The 24,963-nt window shown below is 72.1% G+C and carries 24 protein-coding genes; 7 read left to right on the top strand and 17 right to left on the bottom strand.

The window, feature by feature from the left end; all coding sequences use genetic code 11:
* Nucleotide 1 precedes the first annotated feature (1 nt).
* Both ACRYCC_RS04530 and ACRYCC_RS04535 read right to left on the bottom strand, forming a co-directional pair.
* Nucleotides 2-2,530 (bottom strand): ABC transporter permease, encoded by a 2,529-nt coding sequence (locus tag ACRYCC_RS04530; protein ID WP_433808988.1) that lies wholly within the window; start codon nt 2,528-2,530, stop codon nt 2-4.
* Nucleotides 2,527-3,366 carry an ABC transporter ATP-binding protein gene (locus ACRYCC_RS04535; RefSeq protein ID WP_433808990.1) on the bottom strand — a complete coding sequence of 280 codons (840 nt, stop codon included), beginning with the start codon at nt 3,364-3,366 and terminating at the stop codon, nt 2,527-2,529. Before ACRYCC_RS04535 ends, ACRYCC_RS04530 begins: the two co-directional genes overlap by 4 nt.
* Nucleotides 3,367-3,499: 133 nt before the next feature.
* Here ACRYCC_RS04535 and ACRYCC_RS04540 point away from each other — a divergent pair, with 133 nt between their 5' ends.
* Entirely contained in the window at nt 3,500-4,729 is a 1,230-nt protein-coding gene (locus ACRYCC_RS04540; protein ID WP_433808992.1) for a sensor histidine kinase, read from the top strand.
* A 25-nt stretch (nt 4,730-4,754) separates the two neighbouring features.
* Here ACRYCC_RS04540 and ACRYCC_RS04545 read toward each other — a convergent pair whose 3' ends face one another.
* Both ACRYCC_RS04545 and ACRYCC_RS04550 read right to left on the bottom strand, forming a co-directional pair.
* Nucleotides 4,755-5,522 (bottom strand): GIDE domain-containing protein, encoded by a 768-nt coding sequence (locus tag ACRYCC_RS04545; protein WP_433808994.1) that lies wholly within the window; start codon nt 5,520-5,522, stop codon nt 4,755-4,757.
* A gap of 112 nt (nt 5,523-5,634) precedes the next feature.
* A complete protein-coding gene (locus tag ACRYCC_RS04550; RefSeq protein ID WP_433808996.1) occupies nt 5,635-6,411 on the bottom strand; it encodes a protein kinase family protein in 777 nt (258 codons plus the stop codon).
* A 168-nt stretch (nt 6,412-6,579) separates the two neighbouring features.
* Between ACRYCC_RS04550 and ACRYCC_RS04555 the strand changes: the two genes are divergently transcribed.
* Nucleotides 6,580-7,044 carry a MarR family winged helix-turn-helix transcriptional regulator gene (locus ACRYCC_RS04555; RefSeq protein WP_433808998.1) on the top strand — a complete coding sequence of 155 codons (465 nt, stop codon included), beginning with the start codon at nt 6,580-6,582 and terminating at the stop codon, nt 7,042-7,044.
* An 86-nt stretch (nt 7,045-7,130) separates the two neighbouring features.
* Here the strand turns inward: ACRYCC_RS04555 and ACRYCC_RS04560 are convergent, their stop codons facing one another.
* The 11 genes from ACRYCC_RS04560 to ACRYCC_RS04610 form a co-directional block, all read right to left on the bottom strand.
* Nucleotides 7,131-7,691, bottom strand: a complete 561-nt coding sequence (locus tag ACRYCC_RS04560) for an NADPH-dependent FMN reductase (protein ID WP_433809000.1) — start codon at nt 7,689-7,691, stop codon at nt 7,131-7,133.
* A gap of 95 nt (nt 7,692-7,786) precedes the next feature.
* Nucleotides 7,787-8,440 carry a TetR/AcrR family transcriptional regulator gene (locus ACRYCC_RS04565; RefSeq protein ID WP_433809002.1) on the bottom strand — a complete coding sequence of 218 codons (654 nt, stop codon included), beginning with the start codon at nt 8,438-8,440 and terminating at the stop codon, nt 7,787-7,789.
* Nucleotides 8,441-8,612: 172 nt separating this feature from the next.
* On the bottom strand, nt 8,613-9,416 hold the full coding sequence (locus ACRYCC_RS04570) for a hypothetical protein (RefSeq protein WP_433809004.1): 804 nt from the start codon (nt 9,414-9,416) through the stop codon (nt 8,613-8,615).
* A gap of 17 nt (nt 9,417-9,433) precedes the next feature.
* Nucleotides 9,434-10,723: an MCE family protein gene (locus ACRYCC_RS04575; protein ID WP_433809006.1), complete on the bottom strand. Its 1,290-nt coding sequence runs from the start codon at nt 10,721-10,723 to the stop codon at nt 9,434-9,436.
* Entirely contained in the window at nt 10,720-11,733 is a 1,014-nt protein-coding gene (locus ACRYCC_RS04580) for an MlaD family protein (RefSeq protein WP_433809008.1), read from the bottom strand. The genes ACRYCC_RS04575 and ACRYCC_RS04580 overlap by 4 nt, the downstream gene beginning before the upstream one ends.
* Nucleotides 11,730-12,782 carry an MCE family protein gene (locus tag ACRYCC_RS04585; protein WP_433809010.1) on the bottom strand — a complete coding sequence of 351 codons (1,053 nt, stop codon included), beginning with the start codon at nt 12,780-12,782 and terminating at the stop codon, nt 11,730-11,732. The genes ACRYCC_RS04580 and ACRYCC_RS04585 overlap by 4 nt, the downstream gene beginning before the upstream one ends.
* Nucleotides 12,779-13,813: an MCE family protein gene (locus tag ACRYCC_RS04590; RefSeq protein WP_433809012.1), complete on the bottom strand. Its 1,035-nt coding sequence runs from the start codon at nt 13,811-13,813 to the stop codon at nt 12,779-12,781. The genes ACRYCC_RS04585 and ACRYCC_RS04590 overlap by 4 nt, the downstream gene beginning before the upstream one ends.
* Nucleotides 13,813-14,886 (bottom strand): MCE family protein, encoded by a 1,074-nt coding sequence (locus ACRYCC_RS04595; protein WP_433809014.1) that lies wholly within the window; start codon nt 14,884-14,886, stop codon nt 13,813-13,815. Before ACRYCC_RS04595 ends, ACRYCC_RS04590 begins: the two co-directional genes overlap by 1 nt.
* Nucleotide 14,887: 1 nt before the next feature.
* Entirely contained in the window at nt 14,888-15,904 is a 1,017-nt protein-coding gene (locus ACRYCC_RS04600; RefSeq protein WP_433809016.1) for an MCE family protein, read from the bottom strand.
* 70 nt (nt 15,905-15,974) lie between these two features.
* Nucleotides 15,975-16,853: an ABC transporter permease gene (locus ACRYCC_RS04605; protein ID WP_433809018.1), complete on the bottom strand. Its 879-nt coding sequence runs from the start codon at nt 16,851-16,853 to the stop codon at nt 15,975-15,977.
* Complete coding sequence (locus ACRYCC_RS04610) at nt 16,853-17,638, bottom strand: MlaE family ABC transporter permease (protein ID WP_433809020.1); 786 nt, start codon at nt 17,636-17,638, stop codon at nt 16,853-16,855. The genes ACRYCC_RS04605 and ACRYCC_RS04610 overlap by 1 nt, the downstream gene beginning before the upstream one ends.
* Nucleotides 17,639-17,867: 229 nt before the next feature.
* On the opposite strand from ACRYCC_RS04610, the gene ACRYCC_RS04615 reads away from it, so the two are divergent.
* From ACRYCC_RS04615 to ACRYCC_RS04630, 4 genes are all read left to right on the top strand, one after another.
* Nucleotides 17,868-18,557 (top strand): TetR/AcrR family transcriptional regulator, encoded by a 690-nt coding sequence (locus tag ACRYCC_RS04615; protein WP_433809022.1) that lies wholly within the window; start codon nt 17,868-17,870, stop codon nt 18,555-18,557.
* Between the two features lie 287 nt (nt 18,558-18,844).
* A complete protein-coding gene (locus tag ACRYCC_RS04620) occupies nt 18,845-19,891 on the top strand; it encodes a PP2C family protein-serine/threonine phosphatase (protein WP_433809024.1) in 1,047 nt (348 codons plus the stop codon).
* A gap of 177 nt (nt 19,892-20,068) precedes the next feature.
* Complete coding sequence (locus tag ACRYCC_RS04625) at nt 20,069-20,644, top strand: TetR/AcrR family transcriptional regulator (protein ID WP_433809026.1); 576 nt, start codon at nt 20,069-20,071, stop codon at nt 20,642-20,644.
* Nucleotides 20,645-20,769: 125 nt separating this feature from the next.
* Nucleotides 20,770-21,390: a YoaK family protein gene (locus ACRYCC_RS04630; RefSeq protein WP_433809028.1), complete on the top strand. Its 621-nt coding sequence runs from the start codon at nt 20,770-20,772 to the stop codon at nt 21,388-21,390.
* Here the strand turns inward: ACRYCC_RS04630 and ACRYCC_RS04635 are convergent.
* Together ACRYCC_RS04635 and ACRYCC_RS04640 are read right to left on the bottom strand one after the other, a co-directional pair.
* Nucleotides 21,384-22,058 (bottom strand): GntR family transcriptional regulator, encoded by a 675-nt coding sequence (locus ACRYCC_RS04635; RefSeq protein WP_433809030.1) that lies wholly within the window; start codon nt 22,056-22,058, stop codon nt 21,384-21,386. The genes ACRYCC_RS04630 and ACRYCC_RS04635 overlap by 7 nt on opposite strands.
* A 24-nt stretch (nt 22,059-22,082) precedes the next feature.
* The gene (locus tag ACRYCC_RS04640; RefSeq protein ID WP_433809032.1) at nt 22,083-22,613 is read right to left on the bottom strand and encodes a VOC family protein; all 531 of its coding nucleotides are present in this window, start codon (nt 22,611-22,613) and stop codon (nt 22,083-22,085) included.
* A gap of 139 nt (nt 22,614-22,752) precedes the next feature.
* Here ACRYCC_RS04640 and ACRYCC_RS04645 point away from each other — a divergent pair, with 139 nt between their 5' ends.
* A complete protein-coding gene (locus ACRYCC_RS04645; RefSeq protein ID WP_433809034.1) occupies nt 22,753-24,933 on the top strand; it encodes an alpha-ketoacid dehydrogenase subunit alpha/beta in 2,181 nt (726 codons plus the stop codon).
* Nucleotides 24,934-24,963 lie beyond the last annotated feature (30 nt).

Consider the following 24,963-nt stretch of genomic DNA (forward strand, 5'->3'; position numbering starts at 1 on the left):
GCTAGTCCCTGGTGATGGCGCGGAGGACGTCCATCCTCGCGGCGCGCCGGGCGGGCCAGATCGCGGCGATGACCCCGATGAGCGCGGCGGCGGCCGCGTACAGGGCCAGCCGGCCGAACGGGATGCTCAGCACCTTGACGCCCTCCTCCGCCATCGCCCGCTGGAGCGCCCACCCGAAGAGGACCCCCGCGGTCAGGCCGAGCGTGGCGCCGAACACGGCGATGACCACCGATTCGTACCGGACCATGCGGCGCAGCTGGCGGCGGCTCATGCCGACCGCGCGGAGCAGGCCGATCTCCCGGGTGCGCTCGATCACCGACAGCGCGAGGGTGTTCACGATGCCGAGCGCCGCGATGATGATCGACAACACCAGCAGCGCGATGATCATGGTGAGCAGCTGGTCGATCTCGCCGCGGGCCTTGGCCTTGGTCTCCTGGCGGTCCAGCAGGGTGACGTTGGGGTAGGCGGCCAGCGCCGACTCCAGCGACCGGCGGGCCCGCGCACCGTCCTGGACGTCGACGTAGGCCAGCTGGACCAGTTCGCCGGCGGCGTGCGGCCGGTATCCGTCCGGGGCCATGATGTACGGGCTGCCCGCCATCTGGTTGTCGGCGTAGATCCCGGCCACCCGGAACGACGCCTTCACCCCGTCGGGGTACTCGCCCGCGACGGTGCTGCCGACCGACCAGCCCCACGCACGGGCCTCCTTGCGCTGGACGAGCAGCTCGTCCGGGCCGAGCCCGCCGGTGCCGCCGTCGATCTCGAGGTCGATCGGCCGGGCGAGGGCGAGCGGGTCCGCGACCATCACCGGGCTCTTCTCGCCCGCCAGCTTGACCGTGCCGAATCGCACCGGCGTGACGGCGTTGACGCCGGGCGCCTGGGAGACCGCCGTGACCGCCTCCGGGCTGAAGCCGCCACCGCCGGCCGCCTGCATGGTGTAGTCGGCGCCGAAACCGCGGTCGAACGCGTTGCCCACCGAGACCTTCATCGACTGCGCCACCACCGAGACCATGGCGACGAGGGCCAGCCCGATCATCAGAGCGGACGCGGTGGCCGCCGTCCGGCGCGGGTTGCGCCGGGTGTTCTCCCTGCTCATCCGGCCGACCGTGCCGGCCAGGCGGGCGAAGGGCCAGCCCAGGACCCCCGTGACGGGCCGGCTGAGGAGCGGGCTGAGCATGGCGATCCCCAGGAAGACCAGCGCCGCTCCCAGGCCCACCAGGCTCGCCCCGTCCTCACCCGATCCCGCCAGCCCGCCGGCCAGCGCCCCCGCGCCGAGCAGCATCAGGACGGTCCCGATGGCGGCCCGGACGCGCAGGGAGCGTTCCGGCAGGCCGAGGTCGTCCCGCATGGCCGCCACCGGCGGGATCTTCGCCGCCCGCCGGGCCGGGAAGTACGCCGCCACCAGGGTGACGACCATTCCGACCGCGTACGACCAGAGGACGGTGGGGGCGGCGAGCACCGGGCGGGTACTGGGCAGCTCGATGCCGAGGAGCGTGAACAGCGCTCTGAGCCCCAGGGCGAGCCCGACGCCGGCGGCGAGGCCGAGGGTGGAACCGACGAGCCCCACGCCGGTCGCCTCGCCCAGGACCGAGCGGGTCACCTGGCGGCGGCTCGCTCCCACGGCGCGCAGCAGCGCCAGCTCCCGGGTGCGCTGGGCGACCAGCATAGAGAAGGTGTTGAAGATGATGAACGAGCCGACGAAGACCGACACGGCGGCGAAGACCAGCAGGAAGATCGCGAGAATGTCGAAGACCTGCTTGATCTCGGCCTTGGCCTTCTCGGTCTCGCTCTGCCCGGTGGTCACCGCGTAGCCGGCCGGCAGCACGGCGGCGGTCTGGTCGCGTAGCCGCTCGGTGGACACACCGCGCCGGGCGTGGACGTAGATCTCGGAGTAGTGCCCCGGCTTGACCAGGAGCCGCTGCGCGGTCTCGGGAGTGAACAGCGCGTAGGTGAGGAACTTGGCCAGGCCGCCCGACGACCCGAGGGTGAAGACGCCGGTGAGCCGCATCGTCCGGGTCGGCCCCTGCGTCAGGACCTTGACCTGGTCGCCGGGCTTGAGGCCGCCCTTGCCCGCGCTCACCGAGTCGATGACCATGTCGTCGGGCGCGCGGGGCGGGCTCCCCGAGACGATCCGCATCTCGGTGCCGAGGTCGTCGCTCCAGTCCCCGCCGAGCTGTGTCATCCCCGCACCGCCGATGACCTTGCCGTTCCTGCCGACGATGGCCGCGTAGCCCTCGCTGGCGCCCTCGGCCGTGGCGGCGCCGGGGACCTTCGTCCTGATGGTGGTGAGCACCGACTCCGGAATCGGGCGTGCGGGATCGTCCTCGGAGGCGGCGAACGACTGCTCCGCCGCGACGATGACCTCGACGTCCTTGTACACCTGGGTGAAGACGCCGTCGAAGCTGCGCGTCGTGGTGTCCTTGAAGATGAGCGTGCCCGACACGAACGACACCCCGAGGATCACCGCGAGCGCCGTCAGCCCGAGCCGCAGCCTGTGCGCCGCCAGGCTGCGCAGGGTGAGCTTGGTCATCATCGGGCCGCGCCTCCCTCGGCGGGCTCGAAGCCCTTCATGCGCTCCAGCACCTTCGCCGCCGTCGGGCCGGGCAGCCGGTCGACGATCCGCCCGTCACCGAGGAAGACCACCTCGTCGGAGTAGGCGGCGGCCACCGGGTCGTGGGTGACCATCACGATGGTCTGCCCCATCTTCCGTACGGAGTCGCGCAGGAAGGACAGCAGCCCGGCACCGGAACGCGAGTCGAGATTGCCGGTCGGCTCGTCCGCGAAGACGATGTCGGGCCTGCTCGCCAGTGCCCGGGCGCAGGCCACGCGCTGCTGCTGCCCGCCGGAGAGTTCGGCGGGCCGGTGGCGGAGCCGGTCGCGCAGCCCGACGGTGTCGATGAGGGAGTCCACCCAGCCCTGATCCGGCCGGCGGCCGGCGATGTCCATCGCCAGCGTGATGTTCTCCAGCGCGGTGAGCGTCGGCACGAGGTTGAACGCCTGGAAGACGAAACCGACCTTGTCGCGGCGCAGCCGGGTGAGCCGCCTGTCGTCGAGCCGCGTCAGGTCCACTTCGCCGATCAGCACCCGCCCGGTGTCGGCCGTGTCCAGCCCGGCCATGCAGTGCATCAGCGTGGACTTCCCGGAACCGGACGGTCCCATGATGGCGGTGAACCGGCCGCGGGGTATGCCGAGCGTCACGCCGTCCAGGGCGATCACCCTGGCGTCGCCGCTGCCGTACGCCTTGGTGACCGCTTCGGCCCGTGCGGCGAGCCCGCCGGCATGGTCGTCAGGACGGCCGCCGGCGGAGTCGCCGGTCAGCCGGTCGGGCCGGTCGGGCTCTTCGGCCGTGATGGGGGCGGTATTCGTCATGATCACGAGTCTTCCGGCCGCGGGCCGGCCGGGGCTTCGGCCGACGTGCCATTTCGCCTAGACCAAAGTCGAGACTTGCGTAGACCCCTGGCCACTGCCGGGACGGTGCCCTCGGGAAGTAGCGTGGCCGGCAGTGAGACGAGGGAGAGACCGGGTGCTGGACTCGCGCGTCACGTCGGAGGATCTGGCCGGGCGCCCGCCACGGCGGGGGCGTGCCGCCCGCCGCACCTGGTCGTGGGCCGTCGACGTCGGCTACCTCGCCGCGGGTGCGGCGCTGGGGGTCCTCTTCCTGCTGGCCACGATGGCCGACAAGCCGCAGTCCGAGATGCCCCCGCTCCTCCTGGATCTGATCGTCGGCGGGCTGGCCTGCCTGGGGCTCCTGCTGCGGCGGCGCCGGCCGGTCTGGCTGGCGCTGGCCCTGATCCTCGCCGGGACGCTGATCTCGTCGGTCGCCTTCGGTGTGACCTTCGTGGCCGTGTTCAACGTCGCGCTGCGCCGCTCGTGGCGGGTGACCGCCGCGGTAGCCACGGTGCACCTCGCCCCGCTCCTCGTCCTCTACCCGCTCGACGCCGCCACGACGCGCCAGTACGTGGAGGCGCTGGTGGTGGTCGTGCTGCTGGACGCCGTGCTGATCACCTCGGGCATGCTGGTCCGATCCCACCGCCTGCTCGTCCGTTCGCTGCGGGACCGGGCCCGGCAGGCCGAGGAGGGACAGCGGCTGCGCGTCGAGGAGGCGCGGCTCCTGGAGCGCGAACGGCTCGCCCGGGAGATGCACGACGTCCTCGCGCACCGGATCTCCCTGCTGGCCGTGCACGCCGGCGCGCTGGAGTTCCGCCCGGGCGCCTCCGCGGAGGAGACGCGCGCCGCCGGAGTCATCCGGCAGTGCGCCTACGAGGCCATGGAGGACCTGCGAGAGGTGATCGGGGTGCTCCGCGAGAGCCCCGACGCCCAGGACCAGGAGCGTCCACAGCCCACGCTGACCGCACTTCCGGCCCTGATCGAGGAATCGGTGCTGGCCGACACGCCGGTCACCCTGGACAACCGGATCGGTGATCTGTCCACTGTGCCCGCCCGGATCGGGCGCCATGCCTACCGGATCGTCCAGGAGGCCCTCACCAACGCCCGCAAGCACGCGCCCACGGCCGGCGTCCTGGTGACCGTGGGCGGCTCGGACGGTGCCGAGCTCACCGTCGAGGTGCGCAACGCGCTGTCCCCGGCGGTGGCCGCGGAACGGTTCCCCGGTGCGGGCGCCGGCCTGATCGGCCTGCGCGAACGCGTGGACCTGGTCGGCGGGCGGCTGGAGCACGGCCGTACTCTCGGCGGCGACTTCCGGCTCCGCGCCTGGCTGCCGTGGCCGGAGTGAGCCCGTCACGGGGACGGACGCCGGCTCAGTCCAGCAGCAGCAGGGTCACGTTGGTGATGAGGATGCCGAACGTGACGACCACCATGACGCCTCCGCAGCCGTAGGCCCGCAGCACGTTCCGGCGTATCCGGGCGACGACCTCCGCCTCGGTTCCGGCGCCGATGAGGAACGGGCCGCTCTCCGGCCGGCGGATGACCGGCTCGCCCGTCTCCGGATCCAGCGCGGCGCGGCCCAGGACGTACACCGGGGACCCCGGAGGCAGCAGCCACTCGTGGTACTTGTAGCGCCCGCCGGGCCTGAGCCGGACCTCGGGGCCGAGGACCGGCCGTGCGCTGCCGCCGAAGGTGCCCGGCTCCGGCTCACCGTCCACCAGCACCACCGGCTCCGTCTCCACCAGCGCCGGCCGGCCGGCCTCCACGTGCGCGTTCTCCGGGACCACCCGCACCCGGCCGGAGCCGTCCCGGAGGCCGAAGGCCGCGGGCGAGGAGACGTCCAGGACGGGGGTGGCCAGTCTGACGAAGTTGCCGCCGAAGCGCTGCCTGGGCCGGTCCAGGATCCGTACCCGGTACCAGACGCACGGGAGGCCGCTGAGCGGAGCCTCGAGCACGCCGTCCGGGCCGGGTTCCGTGGTGCCGGCCACCTCGCAGAGCCCGTCGGTGGCCGTCGCCCGTCCGGCCACGTCGGCACAGCGGACCGTGGCGGCATTGCTGATCACTCGTAGCCTGCGCTGCTCCCTGGCCGCTCCGATGATGAACGCGATGCCGAGGACGCCGATGAACAGCCATACGAACATTGCGCCCACCTTGGCGGCCGGCGAGCCGTGGATGCGGGCACGGCGGGGATCGAAGGCTACCGGGGAGCATTGTCGCAGACGATGCCCGGTGGCACCGGCCGGAGCCGTGGCGTCAGTCTTCGGCGAGCAGGGCTCTCAGCAGGCTGACCGACGTGGGCCGCCGCCCGGGCCGCTCGTCGAGGGCGGTCGCGACCGCGCTGCGCAGCCGCTCCGGCAGGAGCGTCCCGGCCGGGTCCGTCTGGAGGGCGCCGGGCCGGTGCGGAACGCCCGTCGCGGCGAACATGATGAGGGCGCCCCAGGCGGACACGTCCAAGGCCGGGCCGCTCTCCGCGGCGGAACCGGGTGCGGTGCCGATCCCGGGCGTCCCGCCGGACCGCGCGGCGACCGGCTCCAGCAGCACGGCGGATCGGAAGCCGACGATCCGCGGTCCCGCCGGCCCCAGGATGACGTCGGCCGGGGCCATTTCGCGGAGCACGACGCCGGCCTCGTGAACGCCGGTCAGCAGCGCGGCCGTGCCGATGGCGAGCCGGTTCAACGCGGCCCGGCCCAGCGGCCCCTTGCGCGTCACGAGACGTTCGACGGACTCGCCCCTGATGTACTCGGTGGCCACGTACTGCCCGTACCGGCTGGTCCGGGTGTCCAGGACCGGGGCCGTGCAGGACGCGGGCACCCGCCGGGCGGCGCTGACCGCCCGGGTGAAGCGCGCGGTGGCCTGCTCGTCGCCGGCGAACCGCGAGTGCCGCAGCCTGATGGCGGCCAGTGGCCCGCCCGGCCGCCGGCCAAGGTAGACCGCCTCCTGCTCGGTTCCGCCCAGGAGACCGGTCAGGTGGTAAGAGCCGAGCCGGTCGGGGTCTCCGGGCCTGAGCGGCCGTGGTCGTGGATCTGACATCCCTGCCTCCATCACCGATGCCCGGCTTCGCCGGCGGACCGGGTACGCCACGTGTGACGCCTCGATCCGGAGCGAAGTTCGCCCGGGCGAGCAGCCGGAACGGGACCCGCCGAACCGCAACTACGCACCTTTTTAATGATGCGTCAACAAAAGCAGTACGATGGCGTCATGACGGAACCGCGATGGCTCGACGAGCGGCAGGCGAATGTCTGGCAGGCGTACCGGGACCTGCAGCGGGAGTTGTACGGCGCGCTGGAGCAGCAGCTCGTGCGCGACTCCGGTCTCTCCGGGGCGGACTACGCGCTGCTGGTGCCGCTGTCGGCCGCCCCCGGCGGAGTGCTGCGGGCCCGGGAGCTCGGTGCCGAGGTCGGCTGGGACCGCAGTCGCGTGTCGCATCAGGTCAGCCGGATGGAGAAACGCGGCCTGGTCGCCCGTGAGGAGTGCTCGGAGGACGCGCGGGGTTCGATGGTGCGGCTCACCGGCGCCGGGCGGGCCGCCATCGAGGGCGCCGCGCCCGAGCACGCGGAGACCGTCCTTCGATACTTCTTCGACCCGATGTCGGACGAGGAGCTCGAAACGCTGGCCACGGTGTTCGACCGCCTGCTCAAGGGGCTCGCGGCCGAGCGGGCCTGACCGGCTCCGCGGGCCGGTCTGCCCGGCCGCCGGCGCTTCCAGGGTCGGGCGGCCGGGCGACCTGGCGGATGGGCCAGGCGGGCGGGTCAGGCGGCCCGCACGCCGGCGAGCGCCTTGCTCCAGGACACCACCTGGTCGAGGACGGCGCCGACCGCCTCGGTCTGGTGTGCGGCCGGGGTGAACTGGCTGAAGTTGGTGAAGTCGGTGAACAGCGACAGGGCGACCTGGGCGCGGACGTCGGCGACCTGGAGCTCGCCCATCACCAGGCGCAGGTGCTCGACGGCGCGGGTGCCGCCGACGCTCCCGTAGCTGACGAAGCCCGCGGCCTTGTTGTTCCACTCGCGGTAGAGGAAGTCGATGGCGTTCTTCAGCGCACCGGAGGTGGAGTGGTTGTACTCGGGGGTGACGAACACGTAGCCGTCGAACGAGCCGATCTTCTCCGCCCACGCCTTGGTGTGCGGCTGGGTGTACTGGCCCAGCGAGGGCGGCGCGGCCTCGTCGAGGTGGGGCAGGTTGTAGTCGGCGATGTCGACGAGCTCGTACTCGGCGTCGCTGCGCTGCTTGGCGATGTCGTACACCCAGTGGGCGACGGGCTCGCCGTTGCGGCCCGGACGGGTGCTGCCAAGGATGATCGCAATCTTGGTCATGGGGGTCACTCCTTGTAGGTTTGTTGGCGCGTCAACAATCTAGGCAATAAACGCTGATGCGTCAACAAAAGCCGGGAGTCCTCCCAGGCCGGGGGTCAGTGCTCGGCCGGCGGGGACGTCTCCGGCGACTCGATCACCTGGGGCAGGACCTCGCCGATGAGATGGAGGAGGGTCTCCTCCAGCAGCGTCCGGACCTGCGCGCGGGTCAGCCGCCTGCGCCTCAGCCACTCCTGCGACGTCGCCTCGGCCATGCCGCTGAAGGCGCGCAGCACGGCGCGCACCTCGGGGTGGTCGTGGGCGGCCGGCCGGAGCCCGACCACCTCGGTGATGTGGTCCACGGCCTTCTCACGGGCCTCGTCCAGCAGCAGGCCGAGCTGCGGATCACCCCCGGCGCCCATCCGGTCCATCGCGGCCAGCCAGGTCTCGGAGTTGCGTTCCAGCAGTTCCAGCCAGCCGTCGAGGCTCTGGCCGACCCGGTCCCGGGCGCTGGCCCCCTCCACGTACGGCGGCACCGGTATCGGCGGGACGTTCAGCAGCTGCTCCACCGCCGCGAGATAGAGCTCGCGCTTGGTGCCGAAGTAGTGGTTGAGCAGGCCGCGGCTCACCCCGGCCGCCGCCGCGATCTCCGTGTTGGAGACCGTCTCGTACGACCGGTCGCGGAACAGGACCCGCGCGCACTCCAGGATCTGCTCGCGCCGCTCGTCGTGGTCCTTGCGGACACGCGATCGCCCGCCGGTCTGTGCTGCCATGGTTCCCGCCGTCTCCTGGCGCTCCGGTGCCCTCGTCCATTGTGGTGCCGGCAGGGACCGGCGACTCGTCAACGGAATCCCAGGACGTTACCAGCGGTGGCCTGCCCGGCCGGTGCGGCCGGCCCGGCGCGGCGTGCGCCCCGGTGGCCGGCGGCAGGGCATGGCCCGGCCGTCATGGGGCGGCGGTCGGGGCCGCCGTCGAGGGAGCCGGTGCGCCGCCGTTCTTGGTGAGGCTCTCGTTGATGGCACCGATGGAGTTGACCGCGTTGACGCGCCACTGGCCGTGCTGTTCCACCAGCTCCATCTCCAGGTACGAGCCGAGGACGCGCCGGGTGCCGGCGGAGCTCTTCACCTCCGAGTCCATGACGACGATCGCCTTGGCGTTGCTCCCGTCCACGGCGCTGACGTAGACCGTGCGCACGGTTGCGGTGGCATCGGCCTTCAGCTTGGTGATGGCGTCCTGCAGGCCGCCGGTGAAGGCGACGTCGTAGGTCTTGCCGAAATCCGTGGCGGCCATGCCGAGGACCCGTTTACGCGCCGCGTCCAGGCGGGTGTGGTCGTAGCTCAGCAGGGCCTGCCCGAACTGGCCGGCTCGGGCCGCGACCTGCTGCCGGGTACGTTCCCGCTGGTCGAGCCGGTCGGCCCGGTGCCACTGCAGGGCCGCCGTGGTCACCGCGGCGGCGAGGGCAAGGACGACCAGCGCCCTGGCGGTCAGCGCCCAGCCGGGCCGCTTGGCCACGAGCCGCCGGACCGCGCCGCCCGCCTTCTCCCCGGCCTCGGCATCCCCCTCGGGCTTCGCTGCGGTCTCGGGGTCCGCTGTGGTCTTGGGCTCCGTGGCGACCGCGGCCTCGGCCTCGGGCTCCGTGGCGACCGCGGTCTCGGTGCCGGTTTCCGCGCCGTCCCCGGTGCCGGGTTGGTCGGTGCCGGCTCCGGTGGTGGCCGGGCTCGGCTTGTCGTCGGTGGCGTTGACGGGCATGAGGGACTCCAACGGGGTCAGCGGGACGGGCGGTTGCGGCGCCGCAGGGCCCACAGGGCGCGCGTGCTGCGGGCGGCGGTGGCGAGCAGGACGGCTGCGGCGAGCCCGATCGGGAGCAGCGGCAGCAACCGGGAGGCCGATGACCCGGTGGAGCTCACCGGCCGTACGGCCTGCTCCGGTGCGGCGGTGGACGTTCCCGTACGAGCCGGAGCCGCACCCGGGCCGGCGGGCGCCGTGGCCGCCGTACGGTTCGTCCCGCCGGTGGCCGAGGCCGGGCAGGTGTTCACCCGGGGGGTGACGGGCTTGGGGGTGGGCCTGGCGTATTCGGCGGCGGCCCGCGGGCCGGCGATGGAGAACAGGGCGGTGGCCCGCAGGTAGGTGACCTGCGGGGTGACCACCGCGGTGTCGTCGAGCAGCGCCTGGAACGTGGGGAGCATGGTGAGGATGTGGTGGACACTGGCCGTCGCGGCCGGAGTGAAGATCGGCGGGCCGGGCTCGGCGGCGGCGCCGAGCAGGCAGTCCAGGCCGGGGCGGGCGGTCTGCAGCAGGGCGTTCACGCGCTTTGTGAAGCCGGGCCCCTGCTGCAGGACGGCCTGGAGGTCCCGGCGGGAGGCGTTGACCGAGGCGGTGAACGCGGCGAGGTCGTCCACGCCCGAGGCGAGCTGGGCGCGGTGCGCGGCGAGGGTGTGGGTGAGCTCGGTGAGCTCGATCGACAGCTCGTCCAGCAGCCCGGCGTTGGCGGCCAGGGTGGCGGTGAGCTGGTGGGTGTCGCCGATGAGGTCGTGCAGGGAGTCGCCCCGGCCGACGAGGCCGGCGGCGAGCTCATGGACCAGGACCCGGGCGTCGGCCGGGTCGACGGCCTTCAGGGTGGCGCCGAGACCGTCGAACAGGTGCTTGTAGTCGACGGTCGCGCGGGTACGGGAGACGGGTATGTGGTCGCCGGCCTTCAGGTGCGCGGAGGAGGGCACGGAGGGGGCGGTCAGATCGATGTACGGCTCGCCGATGGCGGACTTGCGCAGCACCTGGGCCCCCGTGTTGGCGGGGATCTCGGCACCGCGCTCCAGCTCCAGCCGGACGGCGACCTTGCCGGGCCGCAGGTCGACCGAGCCCACCCGGCCGACCTGAACGCCGAGGTAGGTGACCTGCAGGTCGCTGTGCAGGCCGGGGGAGGAGGCGAAGTCGACGGTGACGGGGAAGGGCCGTTCGAGGGCGTCGATGTGGACGAGGCTGCCCGCCGCCCAGATCGCCAGGACGACGCCGAGCAGCGCGAAGAACAGCAGGTTGACCGCGATGCGGGTTCTCATCATCGCGGTGCCGCCAGCCTGGTCAGGTCCGGTGTGCGCGTGCCGGGGCCGCCGTCGCCCGAGGGGAGGAATCCCTTGAGCCAGACCAGCATCAGGGCCTGGCCGCCGTAGGAGACCGACGGGCTGCGCAGGAAGTTCGCGATGGTGGTGGCGAGGGTCTTCAGCTGCTGCCTGCCTCGGACGGCGGCGGCGAGGATGGCGTCGGCGCGTACCAGCAGGGCCCTCAGGCGGGCGGCATGGCGTTCCTGGATGCGGGCGTTGAAGGACCGGCCGAGCCGGAGAAGCTCCTGCAGGCTTCGCTTGAGCTGTGCGCGGTCGCTCCGCAGCCGCTCGGTGGCGAGCAGGATGTTGCCGGGCAGCTGGTCGATCTGGCGGCCGCCCGCCGACAGGGTCCGGCCGAGCCTGCCGAGGGAGTCCAGGGTGCGGGCCAGGTCGTCGCTGGCGGCGGCGTAGCTGTCGCTGATCTGGGCGGCCCGGGCGATCAGCTGGTTGAGCCGCTTGCCCTTTCCGGCGACGGCGGTGCTGGAGGCGTCGACGACGGTGGCCAGGTCCTGGCCGCTGAGCGCCGTCAGCAGCGGCCCGACGCTCTGCGTGACCCGTTCCAGGTCCGGTGCGACCGAGGTCTGGGTGATCAGCGCTCCGTTGGCCAGGAAGGGGCCGGTGCGCAGGTTCCCGCCGGGCGGCAGGTTCAGCCGGACGTAGTTCTCGCCGAGCAGCGAGGTCTTGGCGACGGTCGCGGTGGTCCCGGTGGGGATCCGCCGGCCGTTCTGCAGGGACATGGTGACCCGGGCCCGGTAGCCGTCGAGGCGGATGCCGGTCACCGTGCCGATCCGCACGTCCGACATCTGGACGCTGTGCCCGACGACCAGGCTCTGTACGTCGTCGAAGGTGGCCGACAGCCGGACGTCGCCGCGCGGGCCGCCGGCCGTCTGCAGCGAGCAGCCGGTGAGGGACAGCGCCAGGGCCCCGGCGAGCAGCGGGGCCGCCGCGCGTGCGGAAGGGACGAGCGTCATGGGGTTCCCTTCGCCGGGGGGCAGTTGGCCAGCGCCGGGTTGCCGGGCACGCACGGCACCATGCCCCAGCCCATGGCGTCGAACAGCGGTTGCAGCCAGGCGCGGACGGTGGCGTTGAGGACGATCCGGATGACGGCCACGTGGTTCTTGCGGTCCCAGCCCTTCACGACGACGTCGGCGAACTTCGACAGCATCTTGATGATCTGGGTGAGCGAGTCGCTGCCGGCCTTGAGGGTCATCACGATGTCGGACAGGTTCGCGGCCGTGCCGGGCAGCGTCTCCTGGTAGGCGGTGATCAGGGCGCCGCTCTTGCGGAAGATCGCCACCATCCCGGCCAGGAACGAGCGGAGGCGCTCGCGCTCGCCGGCGAGCATGCCGCTCGCGGTGGAGAACGAGTCGATGGCGGCGCCCAGATCCCGGTCCGTGCTGTTGAGGGCGACGGCGAGGTCGTGCAGGCCCTGAGCCAGCCGCACGATGCGCTGATCCTGACCGGCGAGGTTGTGAGTGAGCGTGGCGGTGTCCTGGAGTGCGGAGTTGAGATCCTCCCCCTTGCCGTCCAGCGCGGTGGCGGCGGAGTGCGCCACCGAGCCCAGCCTGCGCGGGTCGATGGCCGAGTTGAGCCGGGTGAACGCGGCCAGCGCCTCGTCGATCTCCACGGGCAGCTGCGTGCGTTCCTGCGGGATGACCGTGCCGGGCGCGGCCTTGGCCATCCCGGGCCGCCACGGGGGGTACAGCACGACGCTGCGGTCTCCGAGGGTGTCGGCGGCCTGGATCGAGGCGCGCACGTCGGCGGGTACGGAGACCTTCCGGTCGACGGTGAAGTCCACCCGTACCCGGGTCCCGTCCACCGTGATCGCGGTGATGGTGCCCACGTCCGCGCCCATCACCTTGACCCGGGACTCCCGGTAGAGCGAGGGCGCCTTGGCGAAGTAGGCGCTCATCCGGTAGCCGCCTCCCGACGGGGAGACGGCAGAGCAGCCGCCCGCGGGCACCACGAGCGCCAGCACCACCGCGATCGCGGCGGCCCGGCGCACCGGAATCGTTGTCATGGGCGTCCTCCCGAGGCGGGGGTGCCGGTGGCGAGTGAGGCCAGGTCCTGGGGGGACAGCGGACCCAGGCCGGTCGCGACGACCTCCACCCAGGGCCCGTACCCGCCCACGCCGGACAGCCCGGTCAGGGTGGGACCGGCCCAGGACAGGACGGTGCCCAGATCACCGAGGCGCGGGCGCAGAGTGGTGAGGGTGGCGCGAAGGTCGGCGATGACCCCGACCAGCTGGGCCTGATGAGTGTCGATCAGCGTGGTGAGGCTGCGGACCACTTCGCTGCCGCTGCCGAGGAAGGTGGTGAGCTCGGTGCGGCGCTCCCGCAGTTCGGCCAGCAGCGCCTGGATGTTGGTGAGCAGCTGGGACAGCTGCCGGTCCTTGGCGTGGGCGAGGGCCAGCAGCCGGTCCCCGTTGGTCAGCAGCTCGTTGATCTTCGGGTTGTCGGCGTTCACGGTCTCGGCGAGCGCGGACAGGTTGCGGAGCGAGCGGCCCAGCCGCCCCCGGTCGGCCGCGCCGAGCCCGTTCAGCTCGTCGAGGATCCGGTTGAGGGAGGCGGTGTCGAGCTTGGACACCGCCCGGGTGGACGCGGACAGCACGTCGTTGACGGTGGTGGGGGTCTGGGTGCGCTGGAGCGGGATCCGCCGCTGCCGCTCGGGCAGGTCCTTGAGGTACGGAGCGGAGACCGGACCGGACAGCCGCAGGTAACGGCCGCCGAGCACGTTGGCCATCTTGATCTCGGCGCGGGTGCCGGTGCCCAGGCGGATCCCGCTGTCGACCTTCCAGGTGATGAGGACCTGGCCGCGGGAGAAGTCGGGGGCCACGGAGGTCACCTCGCCGACCCGTACGCCGGCGACCCGGACGTCGTCGCCGGATCGCAGGCCGCCGGTGTCGGGGAAGACCCCGGTCAGCGTGTAGCGGTCCCGCAGGAGCCCCAGGGTGCCGGTGAGGAACACCCCGACCACCAGCAGCACCAGCACGGACGCCGAGGCCAGCCCGACGGCGATGGTGTTGCGGTCGCGGAACGATTTCAGCGCCATCAGCCGCCTCCGATCATGAGCCGCCGCAGCGCGGACCCGGAGGTGACCGGCCCGCTGCCCTCCAGCGAGCCCGGCAGGCGTGTCGGGTAGGGGCACGGTGGCGCCACGAGCGTCACGCAGGGCACCGCCACGTCGATGAACCGGCCGTTGTCGACCGCGGCGAAGATGTGCTGGAGCTTGGGGCCCGCCTCCCGCAGCACCTGGGCCAGCACCGCGGTGTTGCGGCGTACGCCGCCGGTCAGCACCGCCAGCCTGGCCAGCACCTGCCCGAGCTGGTCGCTGTTCTTGCCGAGCACGTCGTTGGAGGTACGGGCCAGCAGCGACAGCTGCACCAGCGTGTCGTCGATCAGCGCCCGGTTGCGGGTGAACGCGCCGCTCAGCTCGACCAGGTTGTCGACGGACTGCCCGATCTGCTTGTCGCGGCGGGCGATCAGGGCCGTGACCGTCGAGTAGTCCGCCAGCATCCGGCTCAGGGTCCGGCGGCGGGTGGCGATCGTGGCGGACAGGGTGTCGACGTTGGCGATGAGGTCGCCGAGGTCGTCGGCGTTGCCGTCGAGCGCCTGGGAGAGCGAGACGAGGAGCTGGTTGACCTGGTCGGCGTCCAGGCTCCGGGTCAGCGGCGCCAGGTCGTTGATCAGCTCGCCGGAGTCCACGACCGACCGGGTGCGGGTGATGTGCGTGCCCGGCCGCATGCTGTCCGGGCTCGTACCGGGCATCAGGTAGACCACGCGGCGGCCGAGCGCGTCCCGCCACCGGATCGCGGCCTGGCTGTCGGCCGGGACGTGGACGCCGTCGTCGACGGTGAAACCGACGCGGGCCCGGCCGTCCACCACGCGCACGCTGTCCACCCGGCCCACCGGCGCACCGGCGATCTTCACCTGGTCGCCGGCCCGCAGCCCGCTGGCGTCCTCGAACGTCGCGGAGAGGTGATAGCCGCCGGTGAAGCTCACCCGCTTGATCTGGATGCCGATGAACGCCGTGAGCAGCCCCGTCACCGTCAGGAAGACGACCAGGCGGGCGAGGGTCGCGCGGCGCAGACGGGCCCGTGCGCCCACGATGTGTTCGGCCGGCATGTCAGCGTCCCCCCTTCGGGCCGCACAGGCCGAGGATCAGCTCGCACGGATTGCCCGGCAGGTACGCGTGGACGGCGAGGTAGTGCTTGCCGCCCGGGCCGGGCAGCCGGGTCAGGTCGTTGTAGACCGGCAGCAGCGCGTTGCCCGCGCGGACCCCGTCACCGAGCAGCCCGAGCTGGGAGTAGATGACGGAGGTCGCCCGTTCACCGCTGCGGAACGCCTCGCCGAGCTGGCCACCGCGCTTGTCGAGCCCGTGGGCCACCAGGGCGGACACGTCGCTCAGCCCGTCGGCGAAGGCGCCCAGCCGTCCCCGGCCACCGGCGGCGGTCTCCGAGATGATCGTGTCGGCGTCGCCGGTGACGGCGACGAGATCACCGCCCGCTCCGGCCAGCGTCTCCGTCAGGTCCGCGCCGTCCGCGAGGAACCGGCGGGCGTCGCCGCGGTGCCGGTGCGCGACGTCGATGAGAGTGCCGGTGTCGTCGATGGTGGAGCGCAGGATCGGGCCCTGGCCGCCCAGGCCGACGGCGAGGGTGTGCACGATGGTGGACACCTCGGCGGGATCGACCGCCGAGACCGTCTTCCCGGCCTCCGCCAGCAGGTCGGACAGGTCGGTGGGGTCGGAGGTCCGGGTGATGAGCGCGCCCGCGGGCAGGTAGGGGCCGGTGCCCTCACCGCCGCCGGGGATCAGGTCGACGAACTTCGGGCCGAACACCGAGGCCGGCTCGATGGAGGCGGTCACCGAGCCGGGTACCCGCACCCCGGAGTCCAGCCGCAGCGTGAGGCGTGCCCGCCCGTCGTCACCCAGCCGTACCACCGAGACCGTGCCCACCTGCACGCCGCGGATCCGCACCGGTGAGCCGGTCCCGAGGCCCTGCCCCGCGTGGCCGAACTCGGCGTCGTAGCGCACGCCCTCCGTGCCGAACGGATCCGCCAGCAGCAGGAACAGCAGGCCCGCCAGCGTCAGCACCGTCACCGCGCTGATCGCCAGACGGCGGCGCAGCGACATCTCCGTGATCACCGCGTACCCCCGTCCGTCGCGTCGCCGCCGGGGCCGCCCGCCACCTGTCCGGTGGTGCTCGCCGTGGCCGTCATCCGCTGAGCCTCACCGTCGCGCCCTGTCCCCAGAACAGGTACGACAGCAGCAGGTTGAGGGTGACGATCACGATGATCGACAGCCGGATGGCCCGGCCGGCGGCGTGGCCGACGCCGACCGGCCCGCCCGTGGCGTGATAGCCGTAGAAGCAGTGGATGACGATGACCGCGAAGGAGAACACCGCCACCTTGATCGCGCTGTAGACCAGGTCGATCGTCGGCAGGTAGAGCCGGAAGTAGTAGTCGTAGACGCCCGGCGCCAGGTCGAAGAAGCTGGTGCTGATCAGGCGGGTCGCGAAGAAGCTGGCGAACAGGGCGATCAGGTACAGCGGCACCAGGGCGATCAGCGCGGCGACCACTCGGGTGCACACCAGGTAGACCAGCGAGCTGATGCCCATGACCTCCAGCGCGTCGATCTCCTCGGAGATGCGCATCGCGCCCAGCTCGGCGGTGAACGCCGACCCGCACTGGGCCGCCAGCGCCGTCGCCGCGATCACCGGGGTGATCTCACGGACGTTGGCGAAGCTGCCGACCAGGCCCATGAAGGACTGGGCCCCGATCGACTGCAGCCCGGTGTAGCCCTGGAGCCCGACCTCCGTGCCGACGAAGAACGCCATGGTGAAGACCACGAAGATCATGCCGCCGCCGACCACGGTGGCGCCGACGCCCACGACGATGTCGCTGACATGGCGGATCACGGTCTTGCCGTACTTCAGGCGGAAGATGACGTCACGGAAGCTGTAGAACAGCACCTTGGCGATGAAGACCGGCCAGTCGGACAGGCCGGCGAAGGTCAGCATCGTGTCGGCGGCGCGCCGCCGGGCGCCCTCGGTGAGCCGGCGCGGAGAGCGCAGCGACGGAAGCGGGGACGCCATCACATCACCGGGGGGAAGGCGAGGAAGTACACGGTGGTGATCACGTAGTTGAGGGCGAACACGAGCATGAAGGCCACCACGATCGACCGGTTCACGGCTCGCCCGACGCCCACCGGGCTGGCGGCGCAGTTCATGCCCATGTAGCACGCCACGGCGGCGGAGATCAGGCCGAACAGCCATGCCTTGAACAGCGTGACCAGCAGGTCCGACAGTTGCAGCAGCGACAGCGCCCCGTCGAAGTATGCTCCCGGCGTCACGTCCTGCAGCAGCACGTTGAACACGAACCCGCCGGCCGCCCCGGCCATGATCACCAGCGACGCCAGCAGGGTCGAGACCGTGCTGGCCGCCCACAGGCGCGGTGTCACCAGCCGGTGGACGGGGTTCACCGCCATCGACTCCATCGCCGACAGCTCGTCGCGGATCCGCCGGGCGCCCATGTCGGCGGTCATCGCGGCCCCGCCCGCTCCCGCGATGATGAGCGCGGCCGCGATCGGCGCCACCTCCCGTACCAGGCCGACGACCACCGCGCCGCCCGTCGCCGACTGCGCGCCGAGCTGGCCGGCGAGCTGCCCGACCTGCAGGGCCACCGTCGCGCCCAGCGGCAGGGACACCAGGATCACCGGCACGCTGGTCACCCTCGCCAGGAACCAGCACTGCTCGACGAACTCCCACCACCAGTTGCGCACGTCCCAGGTGCGCCGCAGCCCCTCCAGGGAGATCACGAAGAGCTCGCCGACCTCGGTGAGCAGGCCGCGTACCCGCAGTGGCATCTGCACGCTGGTCATCCCGGCCACCTCCCGGTCGTGGTCCTGACGCTCGTCCGCGTCGCTCCGGCCATCACGGACTTGGCCACCCTAGAGGCATATTGACGGCACGCCAATATATCTTGGCGGAAAGTCAACGACTTTCGAGGCGCGCCGCCGGCGGCGTCCCGTCTTATTGGCGGACCGCCAAGAACTGTTGTCAGTCCGTCAATAGTCTTCTATGGTTCGGCTACCGGGACAGGGAGCCCCAGTGACCACAGAGCTGAACGGGGAGCGGTCCGCCGCTCCGATCGGCGCCGCCGCCTCGGCCGACGTACGTGCGGGAACCCGGCTGGGCCACGACGAACGGCGTGCGCAGATCCTCGCGGCCGCGCGCCGGCTGCTGAAGCACCGCCCCTACCAGGCGGTGTCCAACACCCAGATCGCGATCGCCGCCAAGGTGAGCCGCGGCCTGGTCAACCACTACTTCGGGACCAGGCGAGAGCTCTACCTGGCCCTGGTCGAGGACCTGCTCGCCGCTCCCGTCGTCCGGGCTCCCCGATATGTGGCGGGCGCCTCGCTGCGGGACCGGGTCGCCGCCGGAGTCTCCGGCTGGATGGAACTGCTCAGCCGCGAGCCGGGAGTCATGCAGGCGGCGACCGGGCTGGGCGGACCCGGACGTGACAAGGAACTCGACGCGATCGTGGACGCCGCCCGGTCCCGTGCCGTGGACGCGGTGGCCGAGATGGTCGGCCTGGCCGCGCTCGCCGAGACCCGCCCCGAAGTCCGTGCCCTGCTGCGCGCCTACAGCGGACTGGTCGAGGCGGTCGGCCGCGAATGGCTGGACGGCGGCCGCCTCAGCGCCGAGCAGACCAGGGTCCTGTTGGAGGAGGCGCTGTTGGCGCTGGTGGACCGGGTGCTGCCCCCGGTCCTGGACGCCGCCCACGACCCGCAGCGCTGACGCGCCGATCATGACGGCACCGCGCCGCCACCTGCGGTTCCCTCGCCCAACCCCGCCATAAGCAGGGTGAAGACCCGTCGCGTGGGTCAGACTGAATACGGGTCGGCAGGACTTCGGTGAGGTCGCGAGCGGGAGGCGCTCAGCCCGCTCGCCCGGCCGTGCACCATCCGGTCACGGCCTGGCCGGCCCACGGGGGAGCAGGCCGACCGGGGGGACGGGCCAGATCGACCCGGTGGCGGGCTCCGAAGGCACAGTGGCACGGGGACGGGTGATGGGTCATAGACGCCATGTCGATCAGGGGAGCCGATCCGCTCCTGCGATGGTTGCCGTTCGCGGTGATGGGCGCTGTCGTCCTCATCGACGTCGCGGCCGGGCCCGAGTACCGCTACCTGCCGCTGCTCGCCCTGGGGCCGGCGTTCGCCAGCCTGTGCGGCGGGATCCAGCGGGCGGTGCTGGTGGGCCTGCTCGCCATCGGCTTCTGCCTCGCGATGGCGGCGTACGACCATATCTTCGGGCACCGGTACGTCTACCTGATCCTGGGCTCGATCGCCGGGGTGACGGTGGCGAGTGCCCTGGCGAGCGCCGGGCGGCAGCAACGCGAACGTGAACTCGCCACCGTCCGCACCGTCGCCGAGGTGGCGCAGCGCGTGCTGCTGCGGCCGGTGCCGCGGTCGGCCGGTCCGGTGCGGGTCGCGGTCAGCTACACCTCGGCCGCCGCCGAGGCGCGGATCGGAGGCGACCTGTACGAGGTCGTCACCAGCCCGTACGGGGTCCGCATCCTGGTCGGGGACGTCCAGGGCAAGGGCCTGGAAGCGGTGGAGACGGCCGCCGCGGTGCTCGGCGCGTTCCGCGAGGCGGCCTACGACGAGGCGCACCTGGCCGGCGTGGTCACCCGTCTGGAGACGACGCTCAACCGGCTGCTGTCGGGGGAGAAGTTCGTCACCGCCATCCTCGCCGAGCTCAGCCACGACCAGATCAGCCTGCTGTGCTGCGGCCATCCGCCGCCGCTCATGATCACATCCGCGGGTGACGTCCGCTTCGTGGAGCTGTGCGACCCCTCGCCGCCGCTGGGCATGACGGACCTGATCGACGTGGCGAAACTGCGGCCGTACCGCATGTGCTTCGCCCGGGGTGATCAGATGCTGTTCTACACCGACGGGGTCATCGAGGCCCGCAACGAGGCGGGCCTCTTCTATCCGCTCCGGGAGCGTGCCCACCTGCTCATGACGATGGGGGCCGAGGAGGCGCTGGAGCACCTGCGGGCCGATCTGGTGCGCCATGTGGGCGGGCCGATCGCCGATGACGCCGCGATGCTCCTGATCCGGCACCGGTGACCGGCCCGCGCGGACACCGGGCGGCCGCGGTCCCCGGGGGCCCTGGACGGCGCGGCGAGACCGGGTCGGCAGCCGTCGCGGCGGGCCGGAAGCGCAGGTAGGGGCTCAGTTGACTCCGCTGATCCACCGTGCGACGTTGACGAGGTCAACTTCGGTCGTCCGGCGGAGGGAACCGGCTTGGGCACGACGCGCGAGGCGCTGGTGGAGGCCGCCGCCGAGCTGATGGACGCCGGCGGCCTGGAGGCCGTGACGCTGCGCGAGGTCGGCAGGCTCGCCGGGGTGTCCCACAACGCGCCCTACAAGCACTTCGCCGACAAGGAGACCCTGCTGGCCGCGGTCGCCGCCCGAGAGCTGACCGAGCGCGGCTCCGCGCTGGCCGGGCTCATGGCCGGGCGGCGGCCGCCCGGCGGGGCCGTCCGCGCGGCGCTGCACGGTTACGTCCAGTGGGCGCTGGCCCGCCCGGTCCGCTTCAAGCTCGTCTACGGCCCCTGGTCCAAGGGGACGCCCGAGCTCGGCGCCGCCGCGACCGCGACGCGCGGCCTGTTCGTCGAGATGGTCGACGGCGCGCAGCGCGACGGGCTGCTGCCCGCCGGAGATCCGGAGCGGCTCACCGCGCTGCTGCTGGCGCTGGCGCACGGGGCCGTCGATCTGGCGCTCGCCGGGCATCTGTCGGCCGAGGGCAAGGGGCGGGCCGGGCCGGCGGATCTGGTGGACGACCTGTTCGAGTACCTTCGGGGTGGTCCGACCGGCTGAACGGCGCCCCGGGCCGGCGATGCTGCTATACAATCGATTGCATCGCTGGTGGCCTGGGAGGCTTCGTGCAACTGTTGGCGCCTTCTCGAGGCACGTCGTCGAGCGCGCTGGCGCCGATGATCGCATTGACCTTCACGACGGGTGTCGTCGACGCGGTGGGCTATCTCGGGCTCGACCGGGTCTTCACCGGCAACATGACGGGCAACGTCGTGATCCTGGGCATGGCGCTGGCGGGCAGCGAGGGACTGCCGATCGTCGGGCCGCTGCTCGCCCTCGTGGCGTTCCTGCTGGGTGCCCTGGCGGCCGGGCGTGCCCTGCGCGGCGCGACCGGCGGCTGGACCGTCATGACCACGTCGCTGCTGGCGTTCTCCTCCGCAGTGCTGCTGGTGCTCGGCCTGGTGCTGCTGGCCGACGACGAGCCGTCGCGGGCGATCGCGCTGCCGGTCACCGCTCTGCTGGGCGCCGCGATGGGCATCCAGGGCGCGACCGCGCGGGTCGTCGCGATCAAGGACGTGACGACGGTCGTGGTGACGTCGACCCTGATCAGCCTGGCGGCCGAGTCATCCCTTGGCCGTGACTCCGGTGGTGGCGCCGGGCGCCGGGTCGCCGCGGTGGCCGCGATCGCGGCGGGCGCGCTGCTCGGGGCCGGCCTGCTGCGGTGGCACGGGGGCGCGGGTCTCCTGCTGGCCGCGGTCGTGTCCATCGCCGCGACGTCCTGGGGACATCTGTACTGCCGCGTTCAGTGACCGGCCTCGAACACCTCGGGGTGCTGGCCGAGCTCGATGCGCGTCCGGCGGATGTGCTGGGCGAGGGTCTGCTCGGCCGAGGCGTGGTCGCCCCGGCGGACCGCGTCGATGAGCAGGCGGTGTTCGGCGTTGATCACCCACTGGCGTCTCCGGCCCGCGAGGAGGGTGAACGCCCGGCGGTAGTGCTGCGTGGTGTCCCACAGCCGTGCCACGATCGCCTCCAGCTCGGCGACGTCGTTGCCCTGATAGGTCACCCAGTGCAGCCGCCGGTCGAGCACCAGGAAGCGCTCCACGTCGTCGGTCGCCTCGATCTCGTCCTGGAGGCGGTCGAGCTCGTCGAAATCCTGCCCGGTCAGCCGGGGCATGCTCTCGGCAAGCAGGAGCGGTTCGAGCCGCTCGCGGATCTTGTAGGAGACCTCGCAGTCGCGCAGATCCATCCGGGAGACCCAGGCACCGAGGTTCGACTTCATGACCACGAGGCCGGCCGACTGCAGGATGCGCAGCGCCTCCCGTACGGGCAGGCGGCTGGAGTCCAGCTCTTCGGCGACGTCGTCCTGGATGATGCGGGTGCCGGGCGCGAGCTCTCCCGCGAGGATCCGCTCCCGGAGCTGGTCGGCGATCCGCTGGCTCGCCGTCAGTGCCGTCGGCCGCGGGCTACGTCGTGACACACGTACCTCTCGACACGGGCTCGGTCATGCCGGCGCGGGATCACGGTCGAACGCCTTGCCGTGGGGATAGGAGACCAGCTCGAACTGCATCCCCCACGGTGCGAGGAAGTATACCCAGCGCTGCCCGAGGCTCGGCCCGCTGCTGGCGGTGGGGTCGCCCAGCACGGTGATGCCGCGTTCGCGCAGGTAGCCGACGGCGGTGTCCAGGTCCTCGACGTACAGCGCGACATGGTGACCACCGACGTCGCTGTTGCGGGGCTGGGTCTCGGCGCGGTCCGGTGCCTCGTACTCGAACACCTCGAAGATCGCGGCGCCGCCGAGCCGGAAGAAGTGCAACTGCCGCATGACGGCGCTGGGGTCGACGTTCAGGTGGTCCTTCATCCACGTGCCCGAGTCCTGGTACGGGCCGAGGCTGTACATGTACTCGCACCCGAGGACGTCGACGAGGAAGGCGCGTGCCTGCTCGAGGTCGGGGACGGTGAAGCCGAAGTGGTCCACCCTCGTCAGCCCGGGGATGGGGCCGTCCGCTGCCACCACGGTGTACCTCCCAGTCATTGGATCCATTCTCGTCATCATCGTGGCGGCTGGACGGCCAACTTTCAAGGCCACCAGGCATAATGGGGAAGTCCAGGGTTCTCAATGGATCCATCATGTGGCATGCTGCGGTCAACGAGTCAGCACGAGGAGCCAGCACATGCCCGCGCACAACACCCTCACCGCGGCCTCTCCGTGGGTCGAGCTCACGGTCACCCGCGATGACTGGGACGCCGCTGATCCGGACCTGTTGCTCGGGGCGCTGAGCCAGATGCTGTGGATCCGGACGTTCGAGGAGTACGTGCTCGAACTCGCCGGTCAGGGCCTGGTGCACGGCCCCGCGCACTCCAGCATCGGGCAGGAGGGCGGTGCCGTGGGCTCGGTGTTCCCGCTGCGCAGCGACGATGTCGTGAACGGATCCCATCGCGGGCACCACCAGTTCCTGGCCAAGGCACTCGGCCACGTGGCACAGCCCGCGTCGGGCTCGCTGCTCGAACTGACCGATCAGGTGCGGATGGTCCTGGACCGCACGCTCGCCGAGATCTGCGGGCTCACCCGCGGGTTCTGCCACGGGCGCGGCGGCTCGATGCACCTGCGCTGGCGGGAGGCCGGCGCGATGGGCACGAACGCCATCGTCGGCGGCGGCGTCCCGCAGGCGGCGGGGTTCGCGTGGGCGCACCGGCAGGCGGGCTCCGACGCCGTCGCGGTCACCTACTTCGGTGACGGCGCGGTCAACATCGGATCCGTCCTGGAGACCTTCAACCTCGCGGCGGCCTGGAAGCTGCCGATCTGCTTCTTCATCGAGAACAACCAGTACGCGGTGTCGACGCACGTCAGCGAGTCGACGGCCGAGCCACGGCTGTCGGCCAGGGGCCTCGGTTTCAACATCCCGAGCTGGCGGGTCGACGGCATGGACCTGGTCGCCGTGCACACCGCGATGACCGAGGCCCTCGCGCACATGCGGGCCGGGAACGGTCCCACGCTCATCGAGGCGGACGTCTACCGCTTCTTCCACCAGAACGGGCCGTACCCGGGCAGCGCCTTCGGTTACCGCGACAAGGCCGAGGAGAAGGCGTGGCGGGATCGCGACCCGCTCACGGCGCTCAGGGCGCACGTCCTGCGGCGCGGCCTCGTCACCGAGGGCGCGATCGAGGCGGCCCGCCAGGAGGTCGTGACGGTCATGCGCGAGATCGGCGACGCGATCCTCGAGCCGGTCCCCGGCGGAAAGCCCGGCCGGCGCCGCATCCGGGCGGAGGAATGGCCGGACCAGAGCTTCGTCGACGTCGGCGTACGAGGCGATCTCGGCGAGCTGGCGGGCAGCCGCTACGAGGAGGAGGCGACCTTCGCCGGCGAACTCGAGGAGCGGCGCTTCATCGAGGTCGTCAGCGACGTCATCGGCCGCCGGATGGAGACCGACGAGGGCATCGTGGTGATGGGCGAGGACGTCCACCGGCTCAAGGGCGGCACCAACGGCGCCACCAAGCGCGCGATCGAGCAGTTCCCCGAGCGGGTCCTCGGGACGCCGATCAGTGAGAACGCGTTCGCCGGGCTCGGCGGCGGGATCGCGCTCGACGGCCGCTTCACCCCCATCGTGGAGTTCATGTACGCCGACTTCATGTGGGTCGCCGCCGACCAGCTGTTCAACCAGATCGCCAAGGCCCGCCACATGTTCGGAGGAGAGAGCCCGGTCCCGTTCGTGCTGCGCAGCAAGCTCGCCGCCGGGACCGGCTACGGCTCGCAGCACTCGATGGACCCCGCCGGGATCCTCACCACCGCGCCGGGTCTACGGGTGGTCGCCCCGTCGACCCCGTTCGACTACGTCGGGCTGATGAACACCGCCCTGGCCTGCCAGGACCCGGTCGTCGTGCTGGAGCACGTCGACCTCTACGCGGGCACCGGCACCGCGCCGACCGACGACCTCGACTACCGCATCCCGGTGGGCAGGGCGGCCGTCCGGCGGACCGGGAGCGACCTCACGGTGATCTCCTACCTGTCGATGGTCGGGTCCTGCCTGGAGGCGCTCGACGCGGTGCCGGACGTGAGCGCCGACGTCATCGACCTGCGCTGGCTGGACCGGGCCAGCCTCGACTGGGCCACGATCGAGGACAGCGTCAAGAAGACCGGCAACGTGCTCATCGTCGAGCAGGGCGCGATCGGGACCTCCTACGGCGGCTGGCTCGCCGACGAGATCCAGCGGCGCCTGTTCGACTGGCTGGACGCACCGATCCACCGGGTCACCGGCGGCGAGGCCTCGCCCAGCATCAGCAAGGTGCTCGAGCAGGCCGCGATCGCCACCACCGACGACGTGATCGCCGCGCTCCGCGAGCTGGCAGCCGCCTGACCGACCCACGACAGACCGAAGCGAGGAGCA

Source organism: Actinomadura scrupuli (genome assembly GCF_050971785.1).
Lineage (GTDB): Bacteria > Actinomycetota > Actinomycetes > Streptosporangiales > Streptosporangiaceae > Actinomadura_E > Actinomadura_E scrupuli.

Excerpts from the sequence above, each read along its gene's own strand:
- ACRYCC_RS04530 (WP_433808988.1), bottom strand. The coding sequence starts at position 2,530 with ATGATGACCAAGCTCACCCTGCGCAGCCTGGCGGCGCACAGGCTGCGG.
- ACRYCC_RS04535 (WP_433808990.1), bottom strand. The coding sequence starts at position 3,366 with ATGACGAATACCGCCCCCATCACGGCCGAAGAGCCCGACCGGCCCGAC.
- ACRYCC_RS04545 (WP_433808994.1), bottom strand. The coding sequence starts at position 5,522 with ATGTTCGTATGGCTGTTCATCGGCGTCCTCGGCATCGCGTTCATCATC.
- ACRYCC_RS04550 (WP_433808996.1), bottom strand. The coding sequence starts at position 6,411 with ATGTCAGATCCACGACCACGGCCGCTCAGGCCCGGAGACCCCGACCGG.
- ACRYCC_RS04555 (WP_433808998.1), top strand. The coding sequence starts at position 6,580 with ATGACGGAACCGCGATGGCTCGACGAGCGGCAGGCGAATGTCTGGCAG.
- ACRYCC_RS04560 (WP_433809000.1), bottom strand. The coding sequence starts at position 7,691 with ATGACCAAGATTGCGATCATCCTTGGCAGCACCCGTCCGGGCCGCAAC.
- ACRYCC_RS04565 (WP_433809002.1), bottom strand. The coding sequence starts at position 8,440 with ATGGCAGCACAGACCGGCGGGCGATCGCGTGTCCGCAAGGACCACGAC.
- ACRYCC_RS04570 (WP_433809004.1), bottom strand. The coding sequence starts at position 9,416 with ATGCCCGTCAACGCCACCGACGACAAGCCGAGCCCGGCCACCACCGGA.
- ACRYCC_RS04575 (WP_433809006.1), bottom strand. The coding sequence starts at position 10,723 with ATGATGAGAACCCGCATCGCGGTCAACCTGCTGTTCTTCGCGCTGCTC.
- ACRYCC_RS04580 (WP_433809008.1), bottom strand. The coding sequence starts at position 11,733 with ATGACGCTCGTCCCTTCCGCACGCGCGGCGGCCCCGCTGCTCGCCGGG.
- ACRYCC_RS04585 (WP_433809010.1), bottom strand. The coding sequence starts at position 12,782 with ATGACAACGATTCCGGTGCGCCGGGCCGCCGCGATCGCGGTGGTGCTG.
- ACRYCC_RS04590 (WP_433809012.1), bottom strand. The coding sequence starts at position 13,813 with ATGGCGCTGAAATCGTTCCGCGACCGCAACACCATCGCCGTCGGGCTG.
- ACRYCC_RS04595 (WP_433809014.1), bottom strand. The coding sequence starts at position 14,886 with ATGCCGGCCGAACACATCGTGGGCGCACGGGCCCGTCTGCGCCGCGCG.
- ACRYCC_RS04605 (WP_433809018.1), bottom strand. The coding sequence starts at position 16,853 with ATGGCGTCCCCGCTTCCGTCGCTGCGCTCTCCGCGCCGGCTCACCGAG.
- ACRYCC_RS04610 (WP_433809020.1), bottom strand. The coding sequence starts at position 17,638 with ATGACCAGCGTGCAGATGCCACTGCGGGTACGCGGCCTGCTCACCGAG.
- ACRYCC_RS04620 (WP_433809024.1), top strand. The coding sequence starts at position 18,845 with ATGTCGATCAGGGGAGCCGATCCGCTCCTGCGATGGTTGCCGTTCGCG.
- ACRYCC_RS04640 (WP_433809032.1), bottom strand. The coding sequence starts at position 22,613 with ATGACTGGGAGGTACACCGTGGTGGCAGCGGACGGCCCCATCCCCGGG.
- ACRYCC_RS04645 (WP_433809034.1), top strand. The coding sequence starts at position 22,753 with ATGCCCGCGCACAACACCCTCACCGCGGCCTCTCCGTGGGTCGAGCTC.